Source organism: Streptomyces sp. NPDC005141 (genome assembly GCF_053599975.1).
In genome coordinates this window covers 1-22,871 of the sequence record NZ_JBSFYW010000045.1, presented here as the reverse complement: position 1 = coordinate 22,871, position 22,871 = coordinate 1, and the positions used below count along the sequence as shown (strand labels likewise).

Genomic DNA, 22,871 nt, shown 5'->3' with positions numbered 1-22,871 from the left:
GAGGAGTCGGCGCAAGATCGCACCAAGACGGTGCCCGAAGCGGCGCAGACGTCCGTCGGGCCGACCGTCGAAGCCGCGCCGAACGCCCCCGCGCGGGCAGCGGCTGGCAGCCAGTCGGCTCCCCCAGCCACCGCCACCCACCAGCCGCGGCAGGCTCCCGCAGGCGAGCCGGTGGAACGGCCGATGCCGCCCACAGACCCAACTGCTGAATCCGCGGCACTTACGGTCCCGTCCCTACACCCCCACGAGCACGCTTCGTACCATGGGCCGGCCCATACCGCGCCCGCGGCTGCTGGCGCGGCACCACTCGCAGAAGTGGCCATCCGCCGGACAGGCTCTCCGATCGCAAGCACTACCGCGTTTCCAGTGAGGACGGAGGCACCGGGGCCTCAGCAGGAACAGAGCGGGCGCCCGGAGGCAGCTCCCAGCGAGGGAACGCCGTGGGCTCACGGCCCCGGCCGCCCCATGGACATCCCCGAAACGGCCGTCATCCTCAACCAGCGCATCATCACGCGCGAGAGCCTCGACTCGTCCGTACCGGCCGCGCTGAAACTGAAGAAGCGGATCAAGCGCTTCGCGCTCGACAACGAACTCGACCACCTCCCCATCGGCGACATCGTCTCGGTCGCGCTGGACGAGTGGCTCGCCACCCGCGGCTTCTGACCCGCACGACCCGAGGGTGTCCGCGAACGTTTTCATTCGTTCGCGGACACCCGTCCGACTGCCTAGTCCACTAGTCGACTAGGCGGCTAGCTATTCGACTAGTGGACCGAACTGGAGCACCCCATGCCCGATCTCTCACGCCACACCCGCCAGCTGCGTGAATTGGCTGACGCTCTCGACGCGCAATCCGACCTGACCGACGACCCGTTGGTACCGCATCCAGGCACTTTGGAGGTCATCGGTGGCCGCCACACCAGTCGTGGTCAGATCAACTACGCCGTCCCTAACGCTCTCCAACTCCAGCGGCGCATCCGGCGTTACCACGCGGACCACGGTGTTCAGCACGGCGACATCGTCGCGATAGCGCTCGACACATTCCTGCGCGCCAAGGGCTACCCTCCCGACCTCACCCCGCCCAAGACTGAAGAACGGTGATCACTCGGTCGACCCCAGTGCCGTGCACTCTGGGCGAAGTCAGTGACCGGCCTCCGATCCTCCGGGACCCCTCCCGTATGCGCGCACGGGGCGTTGTCAGTGGCCCCTCCTATCCTGAGTTGACTCGGACCACGCGTAGACGACGGAGGACACTGCATGGGGTGGGACAACAGAGCGCGGCCTCGGCCCCTCAGATTCGGCCGGTCTGCGACGCGCACGCCAGTGTGCTTCCCGGAGCACTGATCGGATGCCGAAGCGCAGCGTCCAGCAGCGGGCTGGGTACCGGGGCGAGGCATTCGTCGACAAGGCCGTCTCCGACGCCGGCCACGTGTGGAACGACACCAAGCGCGACTTCGCCGTCGACGGTCAGATCGAGTTCGTGGACGCCGACCGGGAAGTCACCGGTGTCGCCGTCCTGGCCCAGGTGAAGGGAACAGAGGTCGGATTTCGGGGCGACACCGTGACCGGATTCAGGTTCACGTGTAAGGCCGACCACATCGCCTACTGGCTTCGGCTGGGTCGACCGGTCGTGCTCATCTGCGTCGACCTGCGCATTCAGCAGGCGTGGTGGAAGCGCCTCGACACGTGGTTCGCCGACCCTGAACGCAAGGCGCGGCGGGTCGTTCAGTTCGACAAGGCCGCAGACCGCTTCGACCCCGATGCCTTCAGCCGACTGTCAGCCCTGGGCGTGCCCGTGGGGGAGCCGTTGCCCCGGCTCGAAGGAAGCGAACAACTGGTCTCGAACCTCCTCGCCGTTGAGGACTTCGCACCGCTCATCTACGAGGCGTCCACGCCCTGCCGTGACCGCGGCGATGCCTGGGAGCGGATGCGCTCGAACGGCAACCAGTTCGAGAGCGGATTCGTCCTGGCCACCGGACGGATCTTCTCGCTGTGCCGACTGGACGAGAGCCCTCTGGCCGTGCTCTGCGACGGGCCGGTCACCTCCGTCCCGACTCAGGAATGGGCGACCACCGAGGACCCCGACCTGCAGCGGCGCTTCGTTTCCCTGTTGAACTTCACCCTGCGCTCCGCCCACCATCCCGAGCTGGTCTGGCATCCCACCAAGAAGGTCGTCTACATGCAGGCCCCGCCGGACCGGTCCCGCCGGAAGATCAAAGCCCGCTACCGAGGCAGCCGCGGACGCACCTTCTTCACCCCGTACTTCGGCAAGGACGACCAGACCAAGATCAGCTTCTGCCGTCACTACGCTGCCAGCCTGTACTTCCGGCGCTGGGGCGAGCAGTGGTTCCTGGAGATCAACCCCACCTACCACTTCACCATCGACGGCCAACGCGACTCGCTGTACGACGCCGAGTATGTCCAGAAGATCAAGAGGCTGGAACGCAACAATGCCGTCTACCAGCTCGTACGCGCCTGGGCCGACTATCTGCAAGGCGATGACACCCTGTTCAGGAGCCGGGATGAGCGCATCCGATTCGGCCAGCTCCTGCAGCTCGACTGCGATGCCGCCATTGACGAAAGCGTCTGGATTCCGCAAGAACCAACGCCGAAGCCGAGCGTGAACGGGCTGGCCGAAGGACTGTGGGAGCTGCCGCAATGAAAGCACCAGTGCTCCATGAGCCGGAACTGGAGTTCCGGTCCGGAAACCGCCACATCGATCCCCGCTACGGCATCAGCGTGTACGGCCCGGCCGACGCCGACTCCCCCACCGGACCCCGTCAGATCCCCATCGCCCTGGTCGGCCCCGCCCAGGCGGTCGACGGCATCCGGAGCTGGCTGCAGCGCTGCCAGGACCCCATCAAGGCCAAGGAGCCAAAACCCGGGCAGGAGAATCTGCACCAGCCGTTCCCCGGTTTCAGCGCCGACTCCCCGTTCGGTGCCCAGCTCGTCTTCGACGACGCCCTCGTCCGCGAGATCCCCGAACGCCAGCTACGGCGCCTTGCCCGCGCCGACATTGCCTCCGCCACCGCCGACGCGGTCGCGCTGTACGCCGACGCCGCCCGGTCTCTGGCCGAGACCGGGCGCTGCCGTGTCATCATCTGCGCCCGCCCCGAAGAACTCCAGGACAGAGAAGACCGTCCGTCGTCGGAGGAGGCCGCGGGCGAGCGAGAGGCCGGAGGCGATTTCCACGACCTGCTCAAGGCCACCGCGCTCACGCTCCCGGCTCCCCTGCAGCTCATGCGCAAGGAGACCTGGACCGGGATCCCGGCCAAGACCAACGGTCAAACCGTTCGCCCGCTGCAGGACGAGGCCACACGGGCCTGGAACCTGCACACCGCCCTGTACTACAAGGCCGGCGGGACCCCCTGGCGTATGCAGCGCCACAGCTCCGACCTGGCCACCTGCTACGTCGGGGTCAGCTTCTACCGCAGCGCGAACGGAAACGAACTGCACACCGCCGTCGCCCAGGTGTTCAACGAACGTGGCGACGGCGTCGTCGTCCGCGGCGGCACCGCCCAGATCTCCAAGACCGACCGCCAGCCCCACCTGACGGTTTCGGACGCACGGCAGCTGCTGCTGGACGCCCTGGCCGAGTACCGCACCACCCACGGCCACCAGCCCGCACGCATCGTCGTACACAAGACCTCGAACTTCACCACCGGCGAGACCGACGGATTCCACGAAGCCGCCGACCTGCGCGAGATCGACCACGTCGACCTGCTGTGGATCCAGCGGCGCGGCGCCCCACACCTGTACCGCACCGGGCAACTCCCGCCGCTGCGAGGCACCAGCGCCCAACTCGACGCCCAATCCATGCTCCTGTACACCCGCGGCTCAGTGCCGTACTTCCGAACCTACCCCGGCCTGTACGTCCCACAGCCCCTGCTGATCCGGCCCGCGACACACGGCACAGATCTACTGACCGCAAGTACGGACATCCTCGCCCTGACCAAGATGAACTGGAACAACGCCCAACTCGACGAACGCGACCCCCTCACCCTGCGCACCGCCTACCGAGTCGGATCCATCCTCAAACACGTCCCGGCAGAGGCACGAATCGCCACCCGCTACGCCTACTACATGTAGAGGCAAGGGCGCCTTCTATCGCCTGTGCGGAGTCAGCTGGGTACCGCCGCCGAAAACCGAGCCGAATGGCAGCTGCGACGCCGCAACCCCCGTGGTCCGCTCGGCAACGTACGCGGCGCCGCGGGACGCACACCGCCATCGCGGATGCGGTTCGGACCGGATTGTAAGCGGGTGAACTCCCAGACCGCATTGACAAACACATTCTGGCCGCCGAGGAGGCAGGCCTCCCCTCACCCTTTGGCGAGGATGCCAAAGCCACCGATGCAGAGCCGTGTTCGCGACGAGGAAGGAGCGCTGCACTGCCTGCAGTTCGAGGGCTCCGGCGCCTTCACCATTACATAGCGACGCACATACCCTCCCTTGGGAGACGTCGCGAATTTACGGGTTGCTTCCGGGACTTGGGTTCGTTGATGTGATATAGGCCGTTTCGATGAGTTGATCAGTCCGTTGCGGGCGAAGTTCGAGGCGGTGACTCCGCATCTCAACGAGCGGCAGTGCCGTCTGCTGTATGCGGCGGAAGCGCGGCAGCTCGGACATGGCGGGATCGCGGCTGTCGCCAGGGCCGCAGGGGTCTCCACGGGGTGCGTCAGTCGGGGCCTTGTCGAGTTGGAGGACGATGCCGAGCCCGATGGCCGGGTACGCCGGCGAGGTGCGGGGCGTCCCGCGCTGGCGGCGAAGGACCCGGGGCTGCGAGCTGCACTGCTGGCGCTGGTCGAGGACAGCACGCAAGGTGACCCGATAGGGCCGTTGACCTGGACCACGAAGTCGCTGCGGCATCTGGCCACCGAGCTCGCCACCCAGGGCCGCGCGGTGGGCCGGGACGTGATCGCCGCATTGTTGAAAGAGGCGGGCTTCAGCCTGCGGAGCAACGCCAAGGTCCTGGCCGGCAGTGGTCACCGGGACCGCGATGCCCAGTTCCATCACCTCAACGACAAGGTGCGCCAGTTCCTGGACTCCGGCGACCCGGTGATCAGCGTGGACACGAAGAAGAAGGAACAGATCGGGCTGTTCGCGCAGGCCGGGCGGGAATGGGCCCCGCCCGGCAGGCCCGTGAAGGTCCTCGATCACGACTTCCCCTCCCAGGCGGTCGGCACCGCGATCCCCTACGGCATCTACGACATCGGACGCAACACCGGCTACGTAGTGGTGGGCACCGACCATGACACCGCCGCGTTCGCGGTGGCCGCCCTGCGCCGCTGGTGGAAGGAGGAGGGGCAGGCCGCCTACCCGAACACGCGCCGCCTGCTGATCACTGCCGACGGTGGCGGCTCCAACAGTTCCCGGGCCAAGGCATGGAAAGCCAACCTCGCCGCCCTGGCCACCGAGACCGGCCTGGAGATCAGTGTGTGCCACCTACCGCCCGGCACGTCGAAATGGAACAAAGTGGAGCATCGTCTGTTCTCATTCATCTCGATGAACTGGCGGGCCCGCCCCCTGACCAGCTACGAAGTCGCCCTGAACCTCATCGCGGCCACCACCACGAGCACCGGGCTGAGCGTGAACGCCCGCCTGGACGAGGGCACCTACCCCATCGGCATCGAGATCGACGCCCAGCACACCGCCGCACTCACCATCACCCCCGACAGCTTCCACGGCGAGTGGAACTACACGATCCCGCCCCAGCCCGGCGCCCCCGCCGTGCCCCTCCAGCCACCCGCCGGGCCCACCCCCGCCACGCCCACACCTTCGACACCACCATGGCAACCCACCCCGTACTGACCGGGATGACCCGACACGCACTCGATCAACTCACCACACAAGTACGCACGTTGATCGATCAAGTCCCCACCGGCCAGCGCCCCCGTCACCGCAAACTCGCCGTGGAAAGCATGATCTGGGCCGCCGTTCTCGATCAGCGCGGGCTGCCCTGCTCACTGACCGCCCACCTCTTCCGTATCGGCGAGAACCAGATGCGCACCCTGATCAAGCAGGTCCGGCCCCTGCTCCAGCAACACGGCCACCACGCAGAACCACTGCCCATCCGACTCGTCGACCCCAGCGAACTCGCCGCCTATGTCATGCAAGCAACATCAACGACCCGCTGACGTGACACGCTCCATCAATTTATCGACGCCCCCTTGCTCGCCTATGAGAGGGCGATACGTGACCTGATGCCCGGATTTGCCGTTACCTGATGGTGTGGGGCTGGGCGATTCCGGTGGAGAGTGGAGCAGACCTTCGGGATCTTGATAGTGCACCGGCGGCTCGTGCGGGACTACGAGTCCCGGCCGGCCAGCTCTGTTTCCCGGGTGCACTGGGCCGAGACCGACCGGATGAGCCGCTGGCTCACCGGGACCACCGCCGCAAGCTGGCGCTCCCCGGCCGACGTCGGCCCTGCCTTTGGGCTGCTGCGGGCAGCGGCATGAGCATCAACGGCTCTTCGCCCGGATCGCGGAGAAGGAACACGAACTCGGCGACACGGCCGACCGGTTGAGAGGCGAGATCGATCAGCTCACGGCCCGCCTTAACGAGGTCGAGCAAGAATGTGACGTCGTCAGCGGGAGCTGCTGTCGTGGTCATCGGTCCGGCAGCAACTCCAAGGCGGTCTCGGCGACGGCGTCGGGAGCCGGCCTCGTGTCCACCGCGCCTCCGCGCTCGTCCGGTTCCAGCGGTTCCAGTGTCGCCTCCTGCGAATCCAGCAGTGCTCTCGGCATGAAATGACCGGTGCGCTTACTCAGGCGCCGCTCCAGCAGATCGTGGTCGGCCGTCAGATGTACGAAGAAGGCGGCTGGGCATGCCGCGCGCAAGATGTCCCGGTAGCGACGCCGCAGCGCGGAGCAGGTCACCACGCCTCCGGTGCCCGCCACGTCGCCGTGGTGCAGCCAGCGGCCGATGGACTCCAGCCAGGACTCGCGGTCGGCGTCATCGAGTGGGACACCAGACGACATCTTGGCGATGTTGGCAGGCGAATGAAAATGGTCCGCCTCGGCGAAAGGGATGTCCAGCCGCTGGGCAAGGATCCGGGCCACCGTGGTCTTGCCCACCCCGGACACGCCTATCACCACAACACACGGTGGGCGATGCCCGGCACGACCGGCATCGGGGAGCTCTCTTTCCATGGCTGACATCTTTCGGGTCATCACATCAGGCGTTGCCCGGCAGAGCCGTTTCCTCGTGCAGCAGGTCGTCCCGACGTACCGGGCCGGGACCGTACGGTTGCCGACTGGGCGGTCCGTCCGAGCCTGCCGGGTAGTCCTGCAGCGGAACGAGATCCCTCTCCCACGCCGAGATGACGGGTTCGAGCACGCGCCATGCTTCCTCTGCCTCGTCGCCGCGGATCGACAAAGCCGGGTCTCCGTTGAGGATGTCCAGCAGCAGCCTGCCGTAGGCGGGCAGGTCGGGCGGTTCCATCCCAGCAGCGAGCTCGAGTTGAGTGAGGTGGCCGGTGCGGGAGCCCGTGCCCATCAGATCCAGGGACAGGCCCTCCGGTTCGAGTCCGAAGCGCAGCACATTGGGCAGGACTTCCCCGCTGTGCCCGAAGGGCAGGTGGGGAACGGAACGGAAACGGACCGCGACCTCCTTGCGGTCGGCCCCGAGTGCCTTGCCGCTGCGGAGCCGGAATGTCGTTCCCGCCCAGCGCCAGCTGTCCAGCTCCAGTTCCACCTCGGCGAAGGTCTCGGTGCGGCGCCGCGGGTCCACGCCCTCCTCGTCGACGTAGGACGGGACGTCGTGCTCGCCGCTCCGGCCGCACGAGTAGCGGGCCCGGCGCGTACGGTGCCCCACCTCGTAGTCGGTGAGCAGGCGCACGGATCGCAGCACGTCGACCTTCCGGTCGCGCAGATCCCGCTCCCCCAGCGTGATGGGCGGTTCCATGGCAACGAGGCAGAGTACCTGCAGCAAATGGTTCTGCACCATGTCCTTCAGCGCGCCCACGTGATCGTAGTAGCCGGCCCTGCCCTCCAGCGCCAGGGTCTCCTCCCAGACGATCTCCACCTCGGCGATGTGAGTGCTGTTCCACAGGGGTTCGAGCACGCGGTTGGCCAGGCGGCTGCCGAGCACGTTCTGGACGGTCGTCATGGCCAGGAAATGGTCGACCCGGAACACCGCCTGCTCCGGCACCAGATCGACGAGCAGCCGGTTCAGCTCCTGTGCGCCGTCCAGGTCTTCACCGAATGGTTTTTCCAGCACGATCCGGCTGCCTGGTGGCAGGCCCGCCTGGTGCAGTGCGCCAACCACGCGGGGGAAGAGCGAGGGGGGCAGCGCAAGGTAGACCGCGACGGGATCGTCCCCGGCGACGGCCGCTCTGACGTCGGCGGCGTCGGTGACATCCGCCCTTTGGTAGCGGGCCGAGGCTGCGATCGCCTGCTGGGCGTCGGCCGGGCAGGATCCGCCGTGTCGGCCGAGTTGACGGGTGATCCACTCCTGATACTGCTCGGTGCTCCAGTCCTCCCGGCTCGCGCCGGTCATCCGGAACCGGTCGCCGAGGTGTCCTGCCGCCCGCAGGGCAGCCACGGCCGGCAGAAGGTATCGCGCGCTGAGGTCGCCTGTCGCGCCGAAAACGACGAGTCGGTTGATCATGTGTTGGCGTCTGCTTTCGCTCGGGCGAGGTTCACGCCGCTGGCGATGATTCCGATGTGGCTGAATGCCTGAGGAAAGTTGCCCATGAACTCTCCCGTGGATGGGGCGATCTGCTCCGACAGCAGCCCCAGCGGGCTCGCGCGGGCACACAGCGAGGCGTACAGCTCCTCGGCCGCCTCGATGCGTCCTTGGCCGATGAGGTTGTCGACCAGCCAGAAGCTGCACAGCACGAAGGCGCCCTCGTCGCCGGCCAGGCCATCGGGGGACTCGTCGTGCAGGTAGCGGTAGAGCAGGCCGTCACCGGCCGACAGTCGCTCGGCGATGGCCGTGGTGGTGGCCACCATCCGTGGGTGATCGGCCGGGACGACCTGGCGCAGCGGAAGCGCGAGCAGGCTGGCGTCCACAGCGCCGCCGCCGTCGAGATGTGCGCTCAGGGTCTGCGCCTTCTCGTCCCAGGACTCTTCCAGGATGAGCCGGTGCAACTGGTCGGCCGAGGTTCGCCACTCGGCGATCCGCCCGGGGAGGCTGAGCCGTTCACCGATGGCTGCAGCCCGGTCCAGGGCCACCTGGCACATCCCGGCCGAGTACGTGAACACCCGGCCTTCGTTGCGGACCTCCCAGATGCCCTGGTCCGGCTGGCGCCACGCCTGCCCCGCGGCGTCGGCCAGCCCGGCCAGGCTGGCCCACAGCGCGGGCTGGATCTGTCCGCCGGAGCGCAGCCACTGGTCGGCGCAGTCCATGATCTCGCCGTAGACGTCGTGCTGGCGCTGGTCGGCCGCGCCGTTGCCCCATCGCACCGGAGCGGAGCGCCGGTAGCCTTCCAGTTCGCTGTCCTGGACCTCGTCCGGTACCGGGCTGCCGCCCAGGGTGTACATGATCCGGGGTCGCTCGCCGTACTCGAAGGCGTCCAGGACCCAGCCGAGGAAGGCGTCGGCCTCGCCGGCGAAGCCGATACGGCGCTGGGCGAAGACGGCGTAGGCCGCGTCCCGGATCCAGGCGTAGCGGTAATCCCAGTTGCGGATCCCGCCGACCGGTGCGGGCAGGGACGAGGTGGGGGCCGCGACCAGCGAGCCGTTGGCCCAGTCGTCGCACATTTTCAGCGTGATCGCGGCGCGCCGTACCAGGGGTTCCTCGGGGCCGCTGTAGGCGAAGTGCTTCATCCAGCGGCGCCACGCGTCGGCGGTTGCCTGCAGCATCGCGTCGGCGTCGAACCGGTGGTGGCGGTGGAAGCGGCCCCAGGACAGCACGAGATCGAGACGATCGCCTTGCTGCAGGTCGTGTGTGCTGTGCAGGCCGGTGAGGGGGCGGGTGGAGCGTAGGTGCAGCCGCAGATCGGACCGTCGGGACGGTCGTACTTCCAGCCCGCTGAACAGCGGCCGCGCCTGGCCGCCGCCGCGGGGCTCCAGGTCCATCCGCAGGCGGACGTTGCCGTCCAGGACCAGGGCTGAACGTACGAGTTCGGCCCGGTCCGCCGGGGCGTCGTCGGTGAGGTCGGTGCCGGAGCGCACAACGAGGGCGTCGGTGACGCGGACCACGCCGGTGGGGCTGCGCATTTCGGTGATCAGTACGCCGGTGTCGGGTTCATAGCGCTGTCGCGCCTCGACCAGGTCTTCCGGGGCCAGCGTGAAGTGCCCTCCGCGTGCGTGATCCAGCAGGCCGCAGAACAGCGGTTCGGAGTCGAACCGGGGCAGGCACATCCAGGGAATGGAACCGTCCAGGCCGACCAGCGCGGCCGTCGCACCGTCACCGATGAGGCCGAGATCCTCCAGCGGCAGGTAGCCCTCCCTCTGGCGAATCGGCCGGAAGGGGGGATCGGGATCGTGCATGCCGCCTCACTTCCACATATCCGAACAATCGCGCGACCAAATGGGGGCATCTAAAAGGTGATCATTACCTTTACGACGTCCTCGAGTTTCTTGTCCGACACCTCGAAGGCGCGCTCCATGTCGTCGAAGCGGAACTCATGGGTCGTCATGTGCGCGGGATCGACGCGCTTGGTCTGCAGGACCCGCAGCAGTCGCTGCATGCGCAGCCGGCCTCCGGGGCAGAGGCCCGTGGCGATCGTCTTGTCGGCCATACCGACGCCCCATTCGACGCGGGGAATGCGTACGAACTCCCCCTCGCCGAAATAGCCGATGTTGGAGACGGTGCCTCCGGGCTTGGTGATCCTGACGGCGGTCTGGAACGTCACGTCCGCGCCGAGTGCCTCGATGGCGGTGTCGACGCCCTGGCCCTGTGTCAGTTCATGGATCCGCTCGGCGACATCCTCGCTGGTGAAATCCACGATCTCGTCCGCGCCGTAGGTGCGCGCGAGTTTCTGTCGTTCGGGAACCGATTCGACCCCGATAACGAGGCCGGCGCCGCGGAGCCGGGCTCCTACGGTCGCCATCAGGCCCACTGGCCCCTGAGCGAGCACGGCCACGGTCCCACCGATGGGAATGTTGCCCTTCTCCGCTCCCATGAATCCGGTCGACAGCATGTCGGCGCAGTAGACCGCCGCCGCGTCGGAGATGCCATCAGGGATCTTCGCGAGATTGGCGTCGGCGTCATTCACATGGAAGTACTCCGCGAAGACACCATCCTTGGAATTCGCGAACTTGAAGCCGCCGAGCGGGCCACCGGACTGCGACGGGTACCCGTTCTGAGAGGCCATGTCGCCCCAGTCAGGGGTGATGGCGCCGACCAGCACACGGTCGCCGGGCCGGAAGTCCTTCACCTCGCTTCCCACGGCGTGCACGACGCCCACCGCCTCGTGGCCCAGCGTCAGGTTCTCCCGAGGACCAATGCCGCCCTGGACGGTGTGGGAGTCCGAGGTGCAGATCAGAGCCCTGGTCGTCTGCACGACCGCGTCACCCGGACCCGGCTGCGGAACGGGCTTCTCCATGAAGCCCACCCGCCCGATCTCCTTCATCACAAATGTCTTCAACTGCTCCGTCCCTTCTGCCAGGCGTCGCCGCCATCGAAAGGGCGGCAATGGCCCACCACACGGGCCGTGCTCCACACTCCCAGGGGCCGAGCCGGATCGCGATCCGGCCGCTTCGGCGGTGCGCCGTTTCAGTGAAACCGCGTCACTCCTTGCCCCGGACGACGGCGACCGGGCAGTGAGCGTGATGCAGCAGAGCCTGACTGACGGATCCCAGGAGCAACCCCGTGAATCCGCCCCGCCCCCTGGCCCCGACGACCACGAGCTGGGCGGTCCTGCTCGCCTCGATCAATGCCTCGTGGTTCACACCGTGCACCAGTTCGGGCCGGACCGAGACGTCCGGATACTTCTCCTGACGACCCGCGAGCGACTGGGCCAGCAGACGCTCCTCGACCTCGGCGACCGTGCCCGGCCCGAACACGTCCGGCACCTGCGGCGGAGACACGGACACATTGCCCGGGGTCCACACGTGCAGGGCGACGATGTCAGCCCCACGCAGCGCAGCCTCGGCGAACGCGAAATCGACCGCTTTCTCGCCTGCCCGGGACCCGTCGACGCCCAGCACGATCGGCCCAGCGGCCTCCCGTTGCTCGCGCACGACCATCACAGGACACCGACTGTGGGCAGCCAGGTACACCGCCGTCGATCCCAGCAGCATCCCGACGAAGCCTCCCCTGCCCCGGGATCCGATGACCACCAGGTCCGCATCACGCGACTGAAGCTCCAGCACCGTCAACGCCTCGCCGGCTACCACCTCATGGGTGACCTCCACCTCAGGCGCCACGTCGCCGGCACGGTGCAGCGCCTCAGTCACCAGACGCTCGGCCGCGGCCGGCAACACACCCTCGGCTGGACCGAAGGGCGCGGCGCCCATCGGCACAGGCCCGGGCACGATCACTGGCCAGATGGCGTGCACCACTCGCAGCTCCGCACGACGCCATCGGGCTTCCCGAGCCGCCGCCTCCACCGCTGCAAGACTGGACGACGAGCCATCCACTCCTACCACAACCCGGTTGCCCACCACGCCTCCCATGATCGACTCGGCCCTTACTCCCAGCTTGACCCCGGCGATACGTCACTGCCACAGGACCAGGCAGTCAGCACAGGGCACCTACCGCCACACTGCTGAACTCACGACGGCACCCGCGTCGCCGGGCACCGCAGCCACGAGACCGGCTGCTAGCGTCGCCACGCGTGCGAGCACGGCGGAGGTCACTGTGGATGACAAGAGCATGGGGCGAGCCTTCATCGGGTCGTTCACCTCGGCAGGCGGACGCGGAATCGTCGTGGCCGACGTGGATCCAGACACCGGAGCGCTGACCGTGACCGGCGCCATCGGCGCGGTCGCCGACCCGTCGTATCTCGCCGTCAACCACACGCAGGCCGGCCCGGTTCTGTACGCCGTATCCGAAACGGCGCCGGGGGCGGTCGCCGCCTATGACATCACCGGTCCAGTGCCCCGCCCGATCTGCACGCCCGTGGCGGTGCGTGGAGACGAGCCAACACATCTCACGATCACCCACGGCCACCTGCTGACCGCCAACTACGGCTCCGGCAGCGTCACTGTGCTGCCGCTCGCCACCGACGGCACCCCGCAACCCCCGAGCAGCGTGCTGCGCCATGAGGGCAGAGGACCCCACCCTGACCGCCAGCTGGCCGCGCACACCCACCAAGTGCTTCCCGACCCGTCAGGACGCTGGGCACTCAGTGTCGACCTCGGCACCGACTCGGTCCGGTCCTACTCCCTGGACGCAGAGGCGGGGGAACTCACACTGCACAGGGAGACCGCACTGCCGCCCGGCACCGGACCTCGACACCTTGCCTTCCACCCGGCCGGGCGCCATGCCTATGTGCTCGGCGAACTCCACCCCACCGTGACCGTGTACCGCTGGGACGCGGCGGCCGGGGTGCTCGAGCCGGCGGGGGAAACTCCGCTGTTCCCGGAAGACGTCAACGGCCCTGTCTCCCCGTCGGCCCCGGTCGTCTCACCCGACGGCCGGCATTTGTGGGTGGCGGTACGCGGCACCGACACCATCGTCGTACTTGCACTCGACGAGACCGGCGAGAAGACGGAGGTGGTCGCGTCGGTGCCGTGCGGGGGCCACTGGCCACGCGACCTGGCACTGCACCCGTCAGGCACCCGCCTGTATGTTGCGAATGAGCGCTCGGGCGAAGTCACATGGTTCGACATCGACCCCACATCAGGAATCCCCCACCGCGCGGGCTCACTATCCGTCCCAGCCGCGTCCAATGTCATCTTTGCCTGAGAGGGGCGGTACATGAGTTGATGTCCGTTTCGCGGTGCGGGAGGGGTAAGCGCGCCGGCTGCAGTGTCGCCGGGCGGCTACGGCCGTGGCTGGGCGAACAAGCCCTGTTCGGTCTCGACGAGGATTCCGCGCTCGGTCAGCCGCTTGAGTTTCAGGCGGGTGTTGTTGATGTTGTTGGGCACGATCTCCAGGTCCAGCGCCTCGCACACCTGCCGCGCCCGCAGCGGCGTGTCGGCCGCGGCGAACACCGCCATGATCTGCTGGTAGGCCGGATGGTCCGGCAGCTTCGGGGCCGGCGGCGCGGGCGGCTGCGGATCGGGTAGCTCCAGCAGCGTCTTGCGGGTGATCCGGACGTCCTCGGCGGCCCGGCCGAGCTCGTCCAGCCGAGACGTCAGCTGCGCGATCTGCTCCCTCGTCGCCTCGACCTGCGCGGCGATCTCCCGTTCCCGATCCTCCAGCCGTACGAGCACCGCCCCGAGGGTCAGCTCCACGCCGGTCATGCGCTGCGCCAGGCCACAGCGGTGGCCCCGGTCAGCCGGCGCAGTATCGCCGCGGTCATCGCCCAGTACACCCGCGACTCCGAACTGCGCGGCAGGTGCTCGTAGTCGTGCACCAGCCTGCGGTACAGCATCAAGATCCCGTAGGCGCGCTCCACGATCCACCGTTTGGGGATCGGCACGAACCCGGTCTGAGCCGGGTTGCGCTCGACGACCTCCACCTCGATGCCCACCGTCTGCCCGTGCGCGACGACGGCGTTCTTGAAGCCCTGGTCGACCAGCGCCTTCTCCACGGTGTCGGTGTCGGCGGCGACCTTGTCCAGCAGCGCGACACCGGCGGCGTTGTCGTGCACGGACGCGGCGAACACCACCACCGCAATCACCAGCCCCAACACGTCAACGGCCAGGCCGCGCTTGCGGCCCGGTACTCTTTTTACCGCATCACACCCCGTCGACTCCGCCGGCACCCCGGCCGCCACGTGCACGCTCTGGGTGTCGAGCACCACCAGACTCGGATCCGCCTTCCGCCGCGCTTTCTCCCGCACCTGCCAGCGCAACAGGTCGTGGATGGTCCGGTCAGTGCCGTCATCGCGCCACTTGGTGAAGTAGTACATCACCGCGCCGCGCGGCGGCAGGTCGTGCGGAAGCAGGTCCCACTGGCAGCCGGTACGGCCCTGATAGAGGAGCGCGTTGACGATCTCCCGCATCTCGTACCGGCCCTGATGGCCGCTGACCGAGCGATGCGCGGCCTTCCACGCGACGATCACCGGCTCGATCAGCGCCCACTGCTCATCGGACAGGTCGGTCTTGTAGGGCTTGCGCCCACTCACGGTGTTCAGCCCAGCACGCCCGAGCCCGCCCACCGGCTGGGATACCGCAGTCCCACACGTTCAGGTGACGACAAATCACCTGCCAACTCGCATACCGCCCTCTGAGAGCACGTCGCGTGGACCGTCCCACCCCAACCCTGTTGGAAGTGGATCACATAGACGATCACGCCAAGGGAGGCGCGGATCTCCCCAAGGCCATGATCGCTCTGTGCCCGAACTGTCATGCCCTGAAGACCCGTGGGACGGTGACCGACGAGTTCCGTGCTCTCGTTCGCGCTACGGCCCTCGCCAGGCATCAGGAACTGCTCGCCGCGGCTCGATGAACCTGCCTCCTCATCGGCACCGACAGGCCGGCTGATGGTGTGTGCGGTGCCTAGCGGAGCTCGTTGAGGGCGTCCTCGAGGAGGTGGAACCGCACGCGCTCTTGTTCGAGTCGCACGTTGGGGCCGAACTCGCCGTCCACGAGGCTGTCGTAGACATCGCCCTCGTCCGGAGTGAGCGTGCCGAGAGGCTGGTGGGTGGGGGTGTCTTCCTTCACCCACTGGCTGCGGTGCTCCAGGAGAATTCCCCGGTTCATCAGGATGGACTGCGTGTGCGGGAAGGTCCGACGCAGCCGGTCGAGGATGGTGAACCCGTGGGTGTCCAGGTCGCCCCAGTACACAAGGCGTATGCCGTGCAGCCAGTTCAGGGCGGACAGTTGGGTGACGGCGTAGCCGCCGCCGTGGATCACGATGCTGTGGGGCTGGTCGGGGAAGGCGAGGTAGGTGGTTTCGTTCTCGACGACATACACGGTCGTGATGCCAGGCTGCGGCGCGGTGAACTCATCAGCACGGACCGTGAGTTCGTTGAAGCCCGCCAGCGACTCGCCGCCGAGCATTCGGAACCGCAGGTAGGTGGGCTTGCACAGAAAGCGGAAGCGGGCGGCGAAGTCCGTGCGTGCGGCCTCGGCGTCGATACGGCCGTCGGGAAGGCACTGCTCAAGCAGGGTGGTCAGGATGGCGCGGTGGCGTTCGATGAACTTGGTGTCCACGCCGGGTACGTCGAGCTGGCGCAGGTAGACGGCTGGGCCACAATAGTCGGTGATCCAGCGGATCGTGGCCTGTAGGCGGGGCCAGTCGGCTTCCCGCTGGAGGACCTGCATGGGGTGGGCGATCATCCAGTCGATGAGCGCGGGCAGTGATTCCTGGGTAGAGGTCAGCAGGGTTTGGTAGCGGGCGACCGTGGGGGTGACGCCGAGCAGGCGCCAGAGACCGTCGCGGTCGTCGATCCAGACGCGGTCGGGGATGTTGTTCACGCCAGCGAGGCGTCCGCCGAGTCGGCGGTATTCGATGCGCAAGTGCCTGTGTGCGCTGGGCACCCATGATTCGGTCCAGGCGAGGACTTGGTCATAGTGGCGGGTGACGTCGCTGGCTTTCGGGCCGCGCAGCGGAATCTCGACGGGTTTCCAGCGTGCCCCGTCGGCGAGTTGGGTGAGGTAGGTCCCCGTGTTCCAGCGTTTGCGGAGGCGTTCGAGGACGGCCTGCGGCGTAGTCCAGTTGAGATCTTGATGAGTCGTCATCTCAGTCTCCCTGTCCTGCGGCGGGCTGCAGGCCGGCCAAGGTGTGGGCAAGGCGTTCTTGGCGGTACTGGGCGATGGTCAGGGTGCGCAGGCGGGAATGGTGTCCGCTGGGATTATCGACGAAGCCGACGGCCGAGACGTAGGGCTCGATGACGTGGATCTTCTGTAGCGGGGTGACGATGAGGAGTTGCAGGCCCAGGCGTTTGAAGAGGTCCAGGGCAAAGCGGGCGGATTCCTCCGAGCCGCGTCCGAAGGCTTCGTCGATGACCACGAAGCGGAAGGTACGGCTCCTGCTGCTGGTGGTGTCGAGCTTGAACTGGTAAGCAAGGGAGGCGGCCAGGATGGTGTACGCGAGCTTTTCCTTCTGACCGCCGGACTTGCCACCGGAGTCGGAGTACACCTCGTACTCGGAGTCGTCCTCGCGGCGTCGTTCGCTGGCGCTGAAGACGAACCAGTACCGCACGTCGGTGACGCGCTTGGTCCAGCCGCGGTCGCTGTCCGTGTGGCCTTCGCGGCCCTTGAAGCGTTCGATCAAGCGCTGGACCTGGTGGAACTTCTCCTCGGAGTACAGGTCAGAGTCGTCGCCGGACAGGACGTCGTCGGTGCAGGCGCGCAGTTCCGCGGTGAACTCGCGGATCTCGGTGTTGGGCGTCTGCTCGGGCTTGAGCATGATGTAGCGGCCCGGGTTGTAGTCGATGCCGGCCAGCGACTCGTTGATGGTGTTGATGCGGTCACCGATCTCGTCAGCCCAGATGTTCAACTGCGAGTGGAATCCAGCAATTTCGCGGATCACGTTGGTCTTCAGGTAGGTGCGGAACTGGTCCTGGAAGCGTGGCAGGTCGTCGGCGACGAGCTGCTGGTGCAAGGCGCGATATCCGGGGGCGGAGGCGACGGAGGCATCGAGTTCGCTGGTCTCGACCTGATAGGTGGTGCGGAAGGAGCTCATCCGGGCGGCGATCGTCTGGGCGAGGCGGGTCTGCTCCTTGGCCCAGCGGTCCTTGTGCGCCGTCATCTCCTCGCGCAGCCGGGTTTCGGTCTGCGCGCACTCCTGCGCGGTCTGGCACGCCAGGCGGGCTGTAGTCAGGCGCTGTTCGAGGGCCGAGAAGTGGGCCTGTGCAGCGCGGGCGGCCGGTTCGTCGAGTACCGCGCGGGCCTCGTCGCGGGCGCGTTCAGCGGTGTCGCGTTCGCCGCAGACCCGTCCCCAGCTCTGGCTGGCCTTCTCGTAGGCGTCTTCCTGTTCGGTGATTTCGCCGGCGGTCTCGGTGAGGCGGCGGGTGAGTTCGTCCAGGTCTTTGGAGGCCGCTTGCAGGCGCTGCTTATCGCCCGTGAGCTCGGTGATGCGCCGTACGGCGGACGGCCAGTCGATCTCGCTGTAGTCCAGCATTGCCGCCAGCCGGTCGAGGACCTTGTCTCGGCTGATGGCGTCCTCGTAAGCGGCTCCCAGCCCTCGCTTCTTCTTCTCCGTCTCGCGCTGGGCACCATGGACCCCTCCCGCCTGATCCAGGAGGGCATCGATCTTCGCCTGGTTCGTCCAGCCGAGCACATACGTGCTGCGGTCGTCGATGCGGGTGGTGTCGTTCTTCTCGTGGCGGCCCCGTGCTCCCTTGATCAACCCCTGTGCAGTGATGGCGAGATCGGCGTGCCGGAAGTCCTCCATTGTCGGCACGCAGGCGTGGGAGGCGCGGCGTTCGAGCTCGCCGGCCAGCCACGGGGCGAACGGCGAGTCCTCGCGCACTTCGAGCTTGGTGTACAGCGCTGTGGACGCGCCGGTGGGCACGCACCGCGGCGGGAGCTTGTCAGGGACGCGGAAGTAGACGAGCTTGGTCCCCAGGTGGTGGTCATTGATCCAGTCGGAGACGCGAGCGTACTGATCGCGGGGGACCAGGAGGGACACGGCGAAACCGCGCAGCAGCCGCTCGGCGGCTCCGGCCCATGTCTGCTCCTCGTCGCGGACCTGAATGAGTTCGCCGGCGAAGGGCAGGGCACTGTCCTCGATGCCGAGTTCGCGGCTCAGGCGGTCGCGTACTTCCAGCTGCTTGCGGGGGATGTTGCTGCGGCGCGAGCGCAGACTGATCAGGTCTGCGTTGAGGTCCCCGGCCCGCTGCTTCAGCTGTGCGGCCTCGACCGCGAGTGTCTCCAGGGCCGTGCGCGTCTGCTGTGTGGTCGCGGCGACGTCTTGCTGGGCCCGGGCGATCTCCTCAAGGCGGTCGGTGAACTGCGCCTGATCGGTGACCGGGGCCAGCTCTGCCTGCTCCAGCAGGGCGGCGTGCTGGCGGGCGCGCTTCTCCTGAGCCGCGCGCTGCTGCTCCGTCTCCTTGATCTGGCGCTCCAGTTCGCCTAGGCGCCCGCCGCCCAGGCCCTCACGCTGCAGTTCCCACCGACGCTCCTGGCCCCGCAGCCGCTCCAGCTCGTCCTTCGCGGTCTTCTGCTCGCCCTCCAGACGGGTGAGCGTCCGTTCCGACTCGGCGCGCTGGACTTCGTGCAGCGCAGAGGTACGCTCGGCGATGAAGTACCGCAGGGCAGCCTGCTGCGCGTCGGCCTCCTCAATGCGTGCGGCCAGGTCCTCGGAGGCGTCGCAGTCCTCAAGCAGCGGGGTGAGGGCCTCGATCTGGGCGCGGGCCCGCTGAACGGCGCTGTAGGTGGTAGTCAGTGCGTCGAAGTGGCTGACGATGTTGTCGGTCATCGCCGCCGCATCGAACGGTTCGAGCATGTGACTGCGCACGAACTCATCCAGGCTGCCCACCGACTTCATCGACACCGTCTGATGGAAGAGTTCCAGCGCCTGCTCGGACTCGATGCCCATCCGGCGCCGGAAGTCCTTGCTGTACGGCGGGAACGTCTTGTGGACGCGGACATCGCCCGCTTCGAGTCGCTTCTTCAGGGATCGCACCTCGGTGCCGAAGTCAGCGAAGTCCCCGGCAACGGACAGCGCCCGATCGGCGACGAGGAACAGCCGCTCGGGGCTGGTGGCGTTCGCGTCGGCCAGCCAGAACACCTGCCCCAGCGTGACGGTCGCACACAGCGCCGGGTTGGCGAACACGCCCAGGATGACGGAGTAGCTGCCCGGCTTGCGCAGCGCCACCGGCTTGGTCGTCCCCGTGGTCTCGTTGCGTTCGGACTTGTAGTGGCCCAGCACGTAGGAGCGCAGGCTCCGCTCGCCGCTCTCCGCGCCGGCCGCCTTGTTGTAGGCGATCTTGCGGGCGGGCATGAACAAGGTGGTGATCGCATCCACCAGGGTGGACTTGCCGGAACCAATGTCCCCGGTCAGCAGGGCGTTGGCGCCGCCAAGGCCGAACGACCACACGTGCTTGTCAAATGTGCCCCAGTTGTAGACCTCCAGACGCTCCAGCCGGAAGCCTGCCGCAGCCAGTTCGGTGGGGGCGCTCGTGTCGGCGGGGCCGGGCTGGGCGGGGATCACTGCTGCTCCTCCTGGGGGGTGTGGGTGGCCGCGTACTGGGCCAGGTTCGTGTCGAAGTCAGCGAGCCACTGCCCGTCGACGAAGGCTTTGATGATCCGCTGCACCTCGAACAGCTGCTCCTGCCCGCGGGCCCGACGCAGGAACTGCAAGTCCACCGCCTTGTTGATGTGGCCGTCGATCTGGTCGACGAGGCGTGCTTCATTGCTGCCGGCCGGGAGGAACGTGCGGATCATCTCGACGATCTCGTCCCGGGTGATCATCAGGCGGGTGCCGTCGGCGCCCGTGTCGAACTCGGCAAGCCGCTTGCGCAGCAGCACGACCAGCAGACTGACGGGGTAGGACAACGAGCGGCGGGGCATCAGCCGTGGCGGCGCCATTCGGGGATCGCGGACGTCGTCTTCGTCGTCGGGTTTCGACTGGAGGAAGGCGTAGCCCTCCATCTCGTCGATCACTATGCGCAGCCCCATGACGTCGACGTAGTCCTTCACGCCGGCACCGTGATGCAGCAGGGCGTCCCAGGCCCGCTCGTGCTGGTCGCGGAAGACTGGTCCCTTGAGTAGTTGGTTGACCGGCAGCGAGAGGGTGTACGGCTGTTTCGGGGTGGGGTTGGCAGGTGTGGTCATCGCCCCTCCTTCGGGCTGGATACCCAGGCGATGCCGGGGTTGGTGCGGGCAAAGGTGACCACGGGTACGGTGGCGACCTGCTGGACGTCGTCCTCACCGGCCCATGTGATCTCTTCTTGACGGTGGTCGTCGAACACGGTGGTGAATCCGTCGTCCGGCAGAGCGAAGTAGGCGACCAGTTCGGCAAGCCCCTGCTCCAAGGGGTGCTCGCGCAGCGTCTCGGCCAACGACACCTGCGTGCGCGAGCCCAGGGCGTGATGCACCGCGGCCGTGAGCCGGGCGGGATCCACATACACGGCCTCGAACAAAGCGTCGGCGGTGAACTCCTCGTCCCCCGCCTCGATGCCGGTGCTGTCGATCGGCGCCTTGACCAACGGCGTGTACAAGGGCCGCTCCATCGGCAGGGCGATGGTCGGGGCTGCCGCATCGATCTCGGCGACGAGACTCACGCCCGGCACGTCGCGCAGGGCTAGGGCCTGCGCCTCGATCCCGCGCACCAGCTGCAGGACACGGCGATCCTCCGAGCGCACCTGGTCGTCCAGGAACCGGCGCAGCTGATCCGACAGTTGCCGCACCGTGCTCTGGGTGCGTTCGGCGGCCTCCAGCCAGTCCCGGGCCATGCGACGCATCCTCGGATCGGGCTCGCCGATAGCCTCCATGGCCTCGACCGCGGCCAGCAGCGTCTTGAGTTCGTCCTGACGGCTCGGCGCGAGGAGGAAGTCGTAAAACGCCTGGAAAGTCCGCCCCTGGTCCGACTCTGCGATGCTCTCGCGGCTGCCCAGCACCTCATCTAGGAGTTCGCCCTTAGCCCCGTCCCACGCGGCGATCTTGCTCCGCAGGTCTCGGTCGAGGCCCCGGAAGTTCGCCTCGACCTCGCGGAAGTCGGCCAGCAGCCCATGCGCCGTCGTCGTCACCTGCTGATAGCGGTCCCGCAGCGCCGCGCTGTCCAGAACCTCCACCTCACCGGCTGCAACACGCTCGATTTCCTGATCGATTTCATGCCGACGCCGGGTGAGCTCCGCCAGTCGCGCCCCGGGGTCGGTTTCTGTGCCAAACGTCATCTGCCGCAGCAGATCGAAGATCGTGTTCAGCCGCGACTCCGTACCGACGAACGAACGCTCTTCCAGCGACCGGACCCACGCGATTGCCTTCTCGACCGCAGCCGTAGCGTCATAGTGCGGCTCGTCCGAATCCGGCGGGTAGTACTTGCGCAGCCAGCCGTTCCCCTGCCCCGACCAGTCATCAAGATACGCTTTCGCGGACTTGGGAAACGTCCCCTGCCCCAGCCGGTCGTTGAGTGCGAACAGCTCGTCGTCCAGCCGTTCGACAAGCTCCGCACCGGCAATCGAGCGCGTTCCCTGCTCGACGAACACCTTGTTGAAGAAGCTCAGCATCAGCGCGGCGTTGTCGGCCTTCAGCAGCCGCCAAGCAGCGCTCTGCTTTCGCAGGGCGACCAGACGGTCGTAGTCCAACTCCATACATCCTGCCCTCTCACTACCCCGGCGGGTACGACGCATTTCCCGCCAACGGCGGAAACACACGCCCTACTCGGCCGGCACCCGTGCCCGCGCAGCCGTGCACAGGCATTCCGCGCCGACCACAAGAAACCGTAGAGGCCACCACTGACAAGGGGACTCGGCAGAGCCGACAACTGGATAGGCCACGGCGGCCCGAGGAAGCAAAATGCCAGGCAAGAGGGCAGGTAAATCCGGATTCCGGATCGTTCCCGACCCTCCTCCTCAAGCCCTGTGCGAACACAATTTCGAGTCCCGGCCCGACGTCATCCGCGCGGACGAGAGGCCATGCCATCGGACCTTGATCACGACGGGTTAAAGCAAACAGCCCACCGCCGTCGACCAGGGTTCCCGCACCGCCATCGCGAATGCCGCAGACCTCTGCGGTCGGGCGTGACACGGGTGGCAAGGTCACCGTTGCGGCCCGGGCATCGCCCAGCCCTGATAGCGCTCCGGCTCCGGATGCGCCGCGCCCAACCAGGCAACACAGTGCCGTCGTGCGCCTTCACACAACGCCCTCTGTACTCAGCTTGACTCTGAAGCTGATCGGAAAATCGAGGTTCGGGAGGGCAGGCGGCAGCATCCGGGCCGCTTGCGGACCGGATGTCGAGGTGGGCTCGGTCAGGCGGATACGGGT

18 protein-coding genes and 2 pseudogenes are annotated in these 22,871 nt (G+C 67.4%); 9 read left to right on the top strand and 11 right to left on the bottom strand.

The window, feature by feature from the left end:
* Positions 1-465: 465 nt before the first annotated feature.
* The 7 genes and pseudogenes from ACWD68_RS29240 to ACWD68_RS29210 all read left to right on the top strand — a co-directional run.
* Positions 466-663, top strand: coding sequence for a hypothetical protein (locus ACWD68_RS29240; protein ID WP_451809453.1), 198 nt, complete (start codon positions 466-468; stop codon positions 661-663).
* Positions 664-786: 123 nt separating this feature from the next.
* Complete coding sequence (locus ACWD68_RS29235; protein WP_451809452.1) at positions 787-1,098, top strand: hypothetical protein; 312 nt, start codon at positions 787-789, stop codon at positions 1,096-1,098.
* A 247-nt stretch (positions 1,099-1,345) separates the two neighbouring features.
* Positions 1,346-2,659 (top strand): DUF4365 domain-containing protein, encoded by a 1,314-nt coding sequence (locus ACWD68_RS29230; RefSeq protein ID WP_451809451.1) that lies wholly within the window; start codon positions 1,346-1,348, stop codon positions 2,657-2,659.
* A complete protein-coding gene (locus ACWD68_RS29225; protein ID WP_451809450.1) occupies positions 2,656-4,086 on the top strand; it encodes an argonaute/piwi family protein in 1,431 nt (476 codons plus the stop codon). The genes ACWD68_RS29230 and ACWD68_RS29225 overlap by 4 nt, the downstream gene beginning before the upstream one ends.
* A 435-nt stretch (positions 4,087-4,521) precedes the next feature.
* A pseudogene (locus tag ACWD68_RS29220) lies at positions 4,522-5,712 on the top strand (ISAzo13 family transposase); the annotation flags it as partial.
* 98 nt (positions 5,713-5,810) lie between these two features.
* The gene (locus ACWD68_RS29215; protein WP_451809449.1) at positions 5,811-6,131 is read left to right on the top strand and encodes a hypothetical protein; all 321 of its coding nucleotides are present in this window, start codon (positions 5,811-5,813) and stop codon (positions 6,129-6,131) included.
* Positions 6,132-6,242: 111 nt separating this feature from the next.
* Positions 6,243-6,452 (top strand): annotated as a pseudogene (locus ACWD68_RS29210) (hypothetical protein); the annotation flags it as partial.
* 150 nt (positions 6,453-6,602) lie between these two features.
* Here ACWD68_RS29210 and ACWD68_RS29205 read toward each other — a convergent pair.
* The 5 genes from ACWD68_RS29205 to ACWD68_RS29185 form a co-directional block, all read right to left on the bottom strand.
* Complete coding sequence (locus ACWD68_RS29205) at positions 6,603-7,154, bottom strand: gluconokinase (RefSeq protein ID WP_451809448.1); 552 nt, start codon at positions 7,152-7,154, stop codon at positions 6,603-6,605.
* Between the two features lie 16 nt (positions 7,155-7,170).
* Positions 7,171-8,604 (bottom strand): glucose-6-phosphate dehydrogenase, encoded by a 1,434-nt coding sequence (locus tag ACWD68_RS29200; protein ID WP_451809447.1) that lies wholly within the window; start codon positions 8,602-8,604, stop codon positions 7,171-7,173.
* Complete coding sequence (locus tag ACWD68_RS29195; RefSeq protein WP_451809446.1) at positions 8,601-10,430, bottom strand: glycoside hydrolase family 15 protein; 1,830 nt, start codon at positions 10,428-10,430, stop codon at positions 8,601-8,603. The genes ACWD68_RS29200 and ACWD68_RS29195 overlap by 4 nt, the downstream gene beginning before the upstream one ends.
* Positions 10,431-10,480: 50 nt before the next feature.
* Positions 10,481-11,530, bottom strand: coding sequence for an NAD(P)-dependent alcohol dehydrogenase (locus ACWD68_RS29190; RefSeq protein ID WP_451809445.1), 1,050 nt, complete (start codon positions 11,528-11,530; stop codon positions 10,481-10,483).
* Positions 11,531-11,672: 142 nt separating this feature from the next.
* Positions 11,673-12,560, bottom strand: coding sequence for a universal stress protein (locus tag ACWD68_RS29185; RefSeq protein WP_451809444.1), 888 nt, complete (start codon positions 12,558-12,560; stop codon positions 11,673-11,675).
* Between the two features lie 199 nt (positions 12,561-12,759).
* Here ACWD68_RS29185 and ACWD68_RS29180 point away from each other — a divergent pair, with 199 nt between their 5' ends.
* Positions 12,760-13,794, top strand: coding sequence for a lactonase family protein (locus ACWD68_RS29180; RefSeq protein ID WP_451809495.1), 1,035 nt, complete (start codon positions 12,760-12,762; stop codon positions 13,792-13,794).
* A gap of 77 nt (positions 13,795-13,871) precedes the next feature.
* Here the strand turns inward: ACWD68_RS29180 and ACWD68_RS29175 are convergent, their stop codons facing one another.
* The gene (locus ACWD68_RS29175; RefSeq protein ID WP_451809443.1) at positions 13,872-14,294 is read right to left on the bottom strand and encodes a hypothetical protein; all 423 of its coding nucleotides are present in this window, start codon (positions 14,292-14,294) and stop codon (positions 13,872-13,874) included.
* Positions 14,291-15,121, bottom strand: a complete 831-nt coding sequence (locus ACWD68_RS29170; protein ID WP_451809442.1) for an IS5 family transposase — start codon at positions 15,119-15,121, stop codon at positions 14,291-14,293. Before ACWD68_RS29170 ends, ACWD68_RS29175 begins: the two co-directional genes overlap by 4 nt.
* A 116-nt stretch (positions 15,122-15,237) precedes the next feature.
* Between ACWD68_RS29170 and ACWD68_RS29165 the strand changes: the two genes are divergently transcribed.
* The gene (locus tag ACWD68_RS29165; protein ID WP_451809441.1) at positions 15,238-15,444 is read left to right on the top strand and encodes an HNH endonuclease signature motif containing protein; all 207 of its coding nucleotides are present in this window, start codon (positions 15,238-15,240) and stop codon (positions 15,442-15,444) included.
* Positions 15,445-15,494: 50 nt separating this feature from the next.
* On the opposite strand, the gene ACWD68_RS29160 is transcribed toward ACWD68_RS29165, so the two are convergent.
* The 4 genes from ACWD68_RS29160 to ACWD68_RS29145 are packed head-to-tail and all read right to left on the bottom strand — an operon-like array spanning position 15,495 to position 22,198.
* Complete coding sequence (locus ACWD68_RS29160) at positions 15,495-16,679, bottom strand: Wadjet anti-phage system protein JetD domain-containing protein (RefSeq protein ID WP_451809440.1); 1,185 nt, start codon at positions 16,677-16,679, stop codon at positions 15,495-15,497.
* Between the two features lies 1 nt (position 16,680).
* On the bottom strand, positions 16,681-20,097 hold the full coding sequence (locus ACWD68_RS29155; protein ID WP_451809439.1) for an ATP-binding protein: 3,417 nt from the start codon (positions 20,095-20,097) through the stop codon (positions 16,681-16,683).
* Entirely contained in the window at positions 20,094-20,720 is a 627-nt protein-coding gene (locus ACWD68_RS29150) for a DUF4194 domain-containing protein (RefSeq protein WP_451809438.1), read from the bottom strand. The genes ACWD68_RS29155 and ACWD68_RS29150 overlap by 4 nt, the downstream gene beginning before the upstream one ends.
* Positions 20,717-22,198, bottom strand: coding sequence for a DUF3375 domain-containing protein (locus ACWD68_RS29145; protein ID WP_451809437.1), 1,482 nt, complete (start codon positions 22,196-22,198; stop codon positions 20,717-20,719). The genes ACWD68_RS29150 and ACWD68_RS29145 overlap by 4 nt, the downstream gene beginning before the upstream one ends.
* Positions 22,199-22,871: the final 673 nt, after the last annotated feature.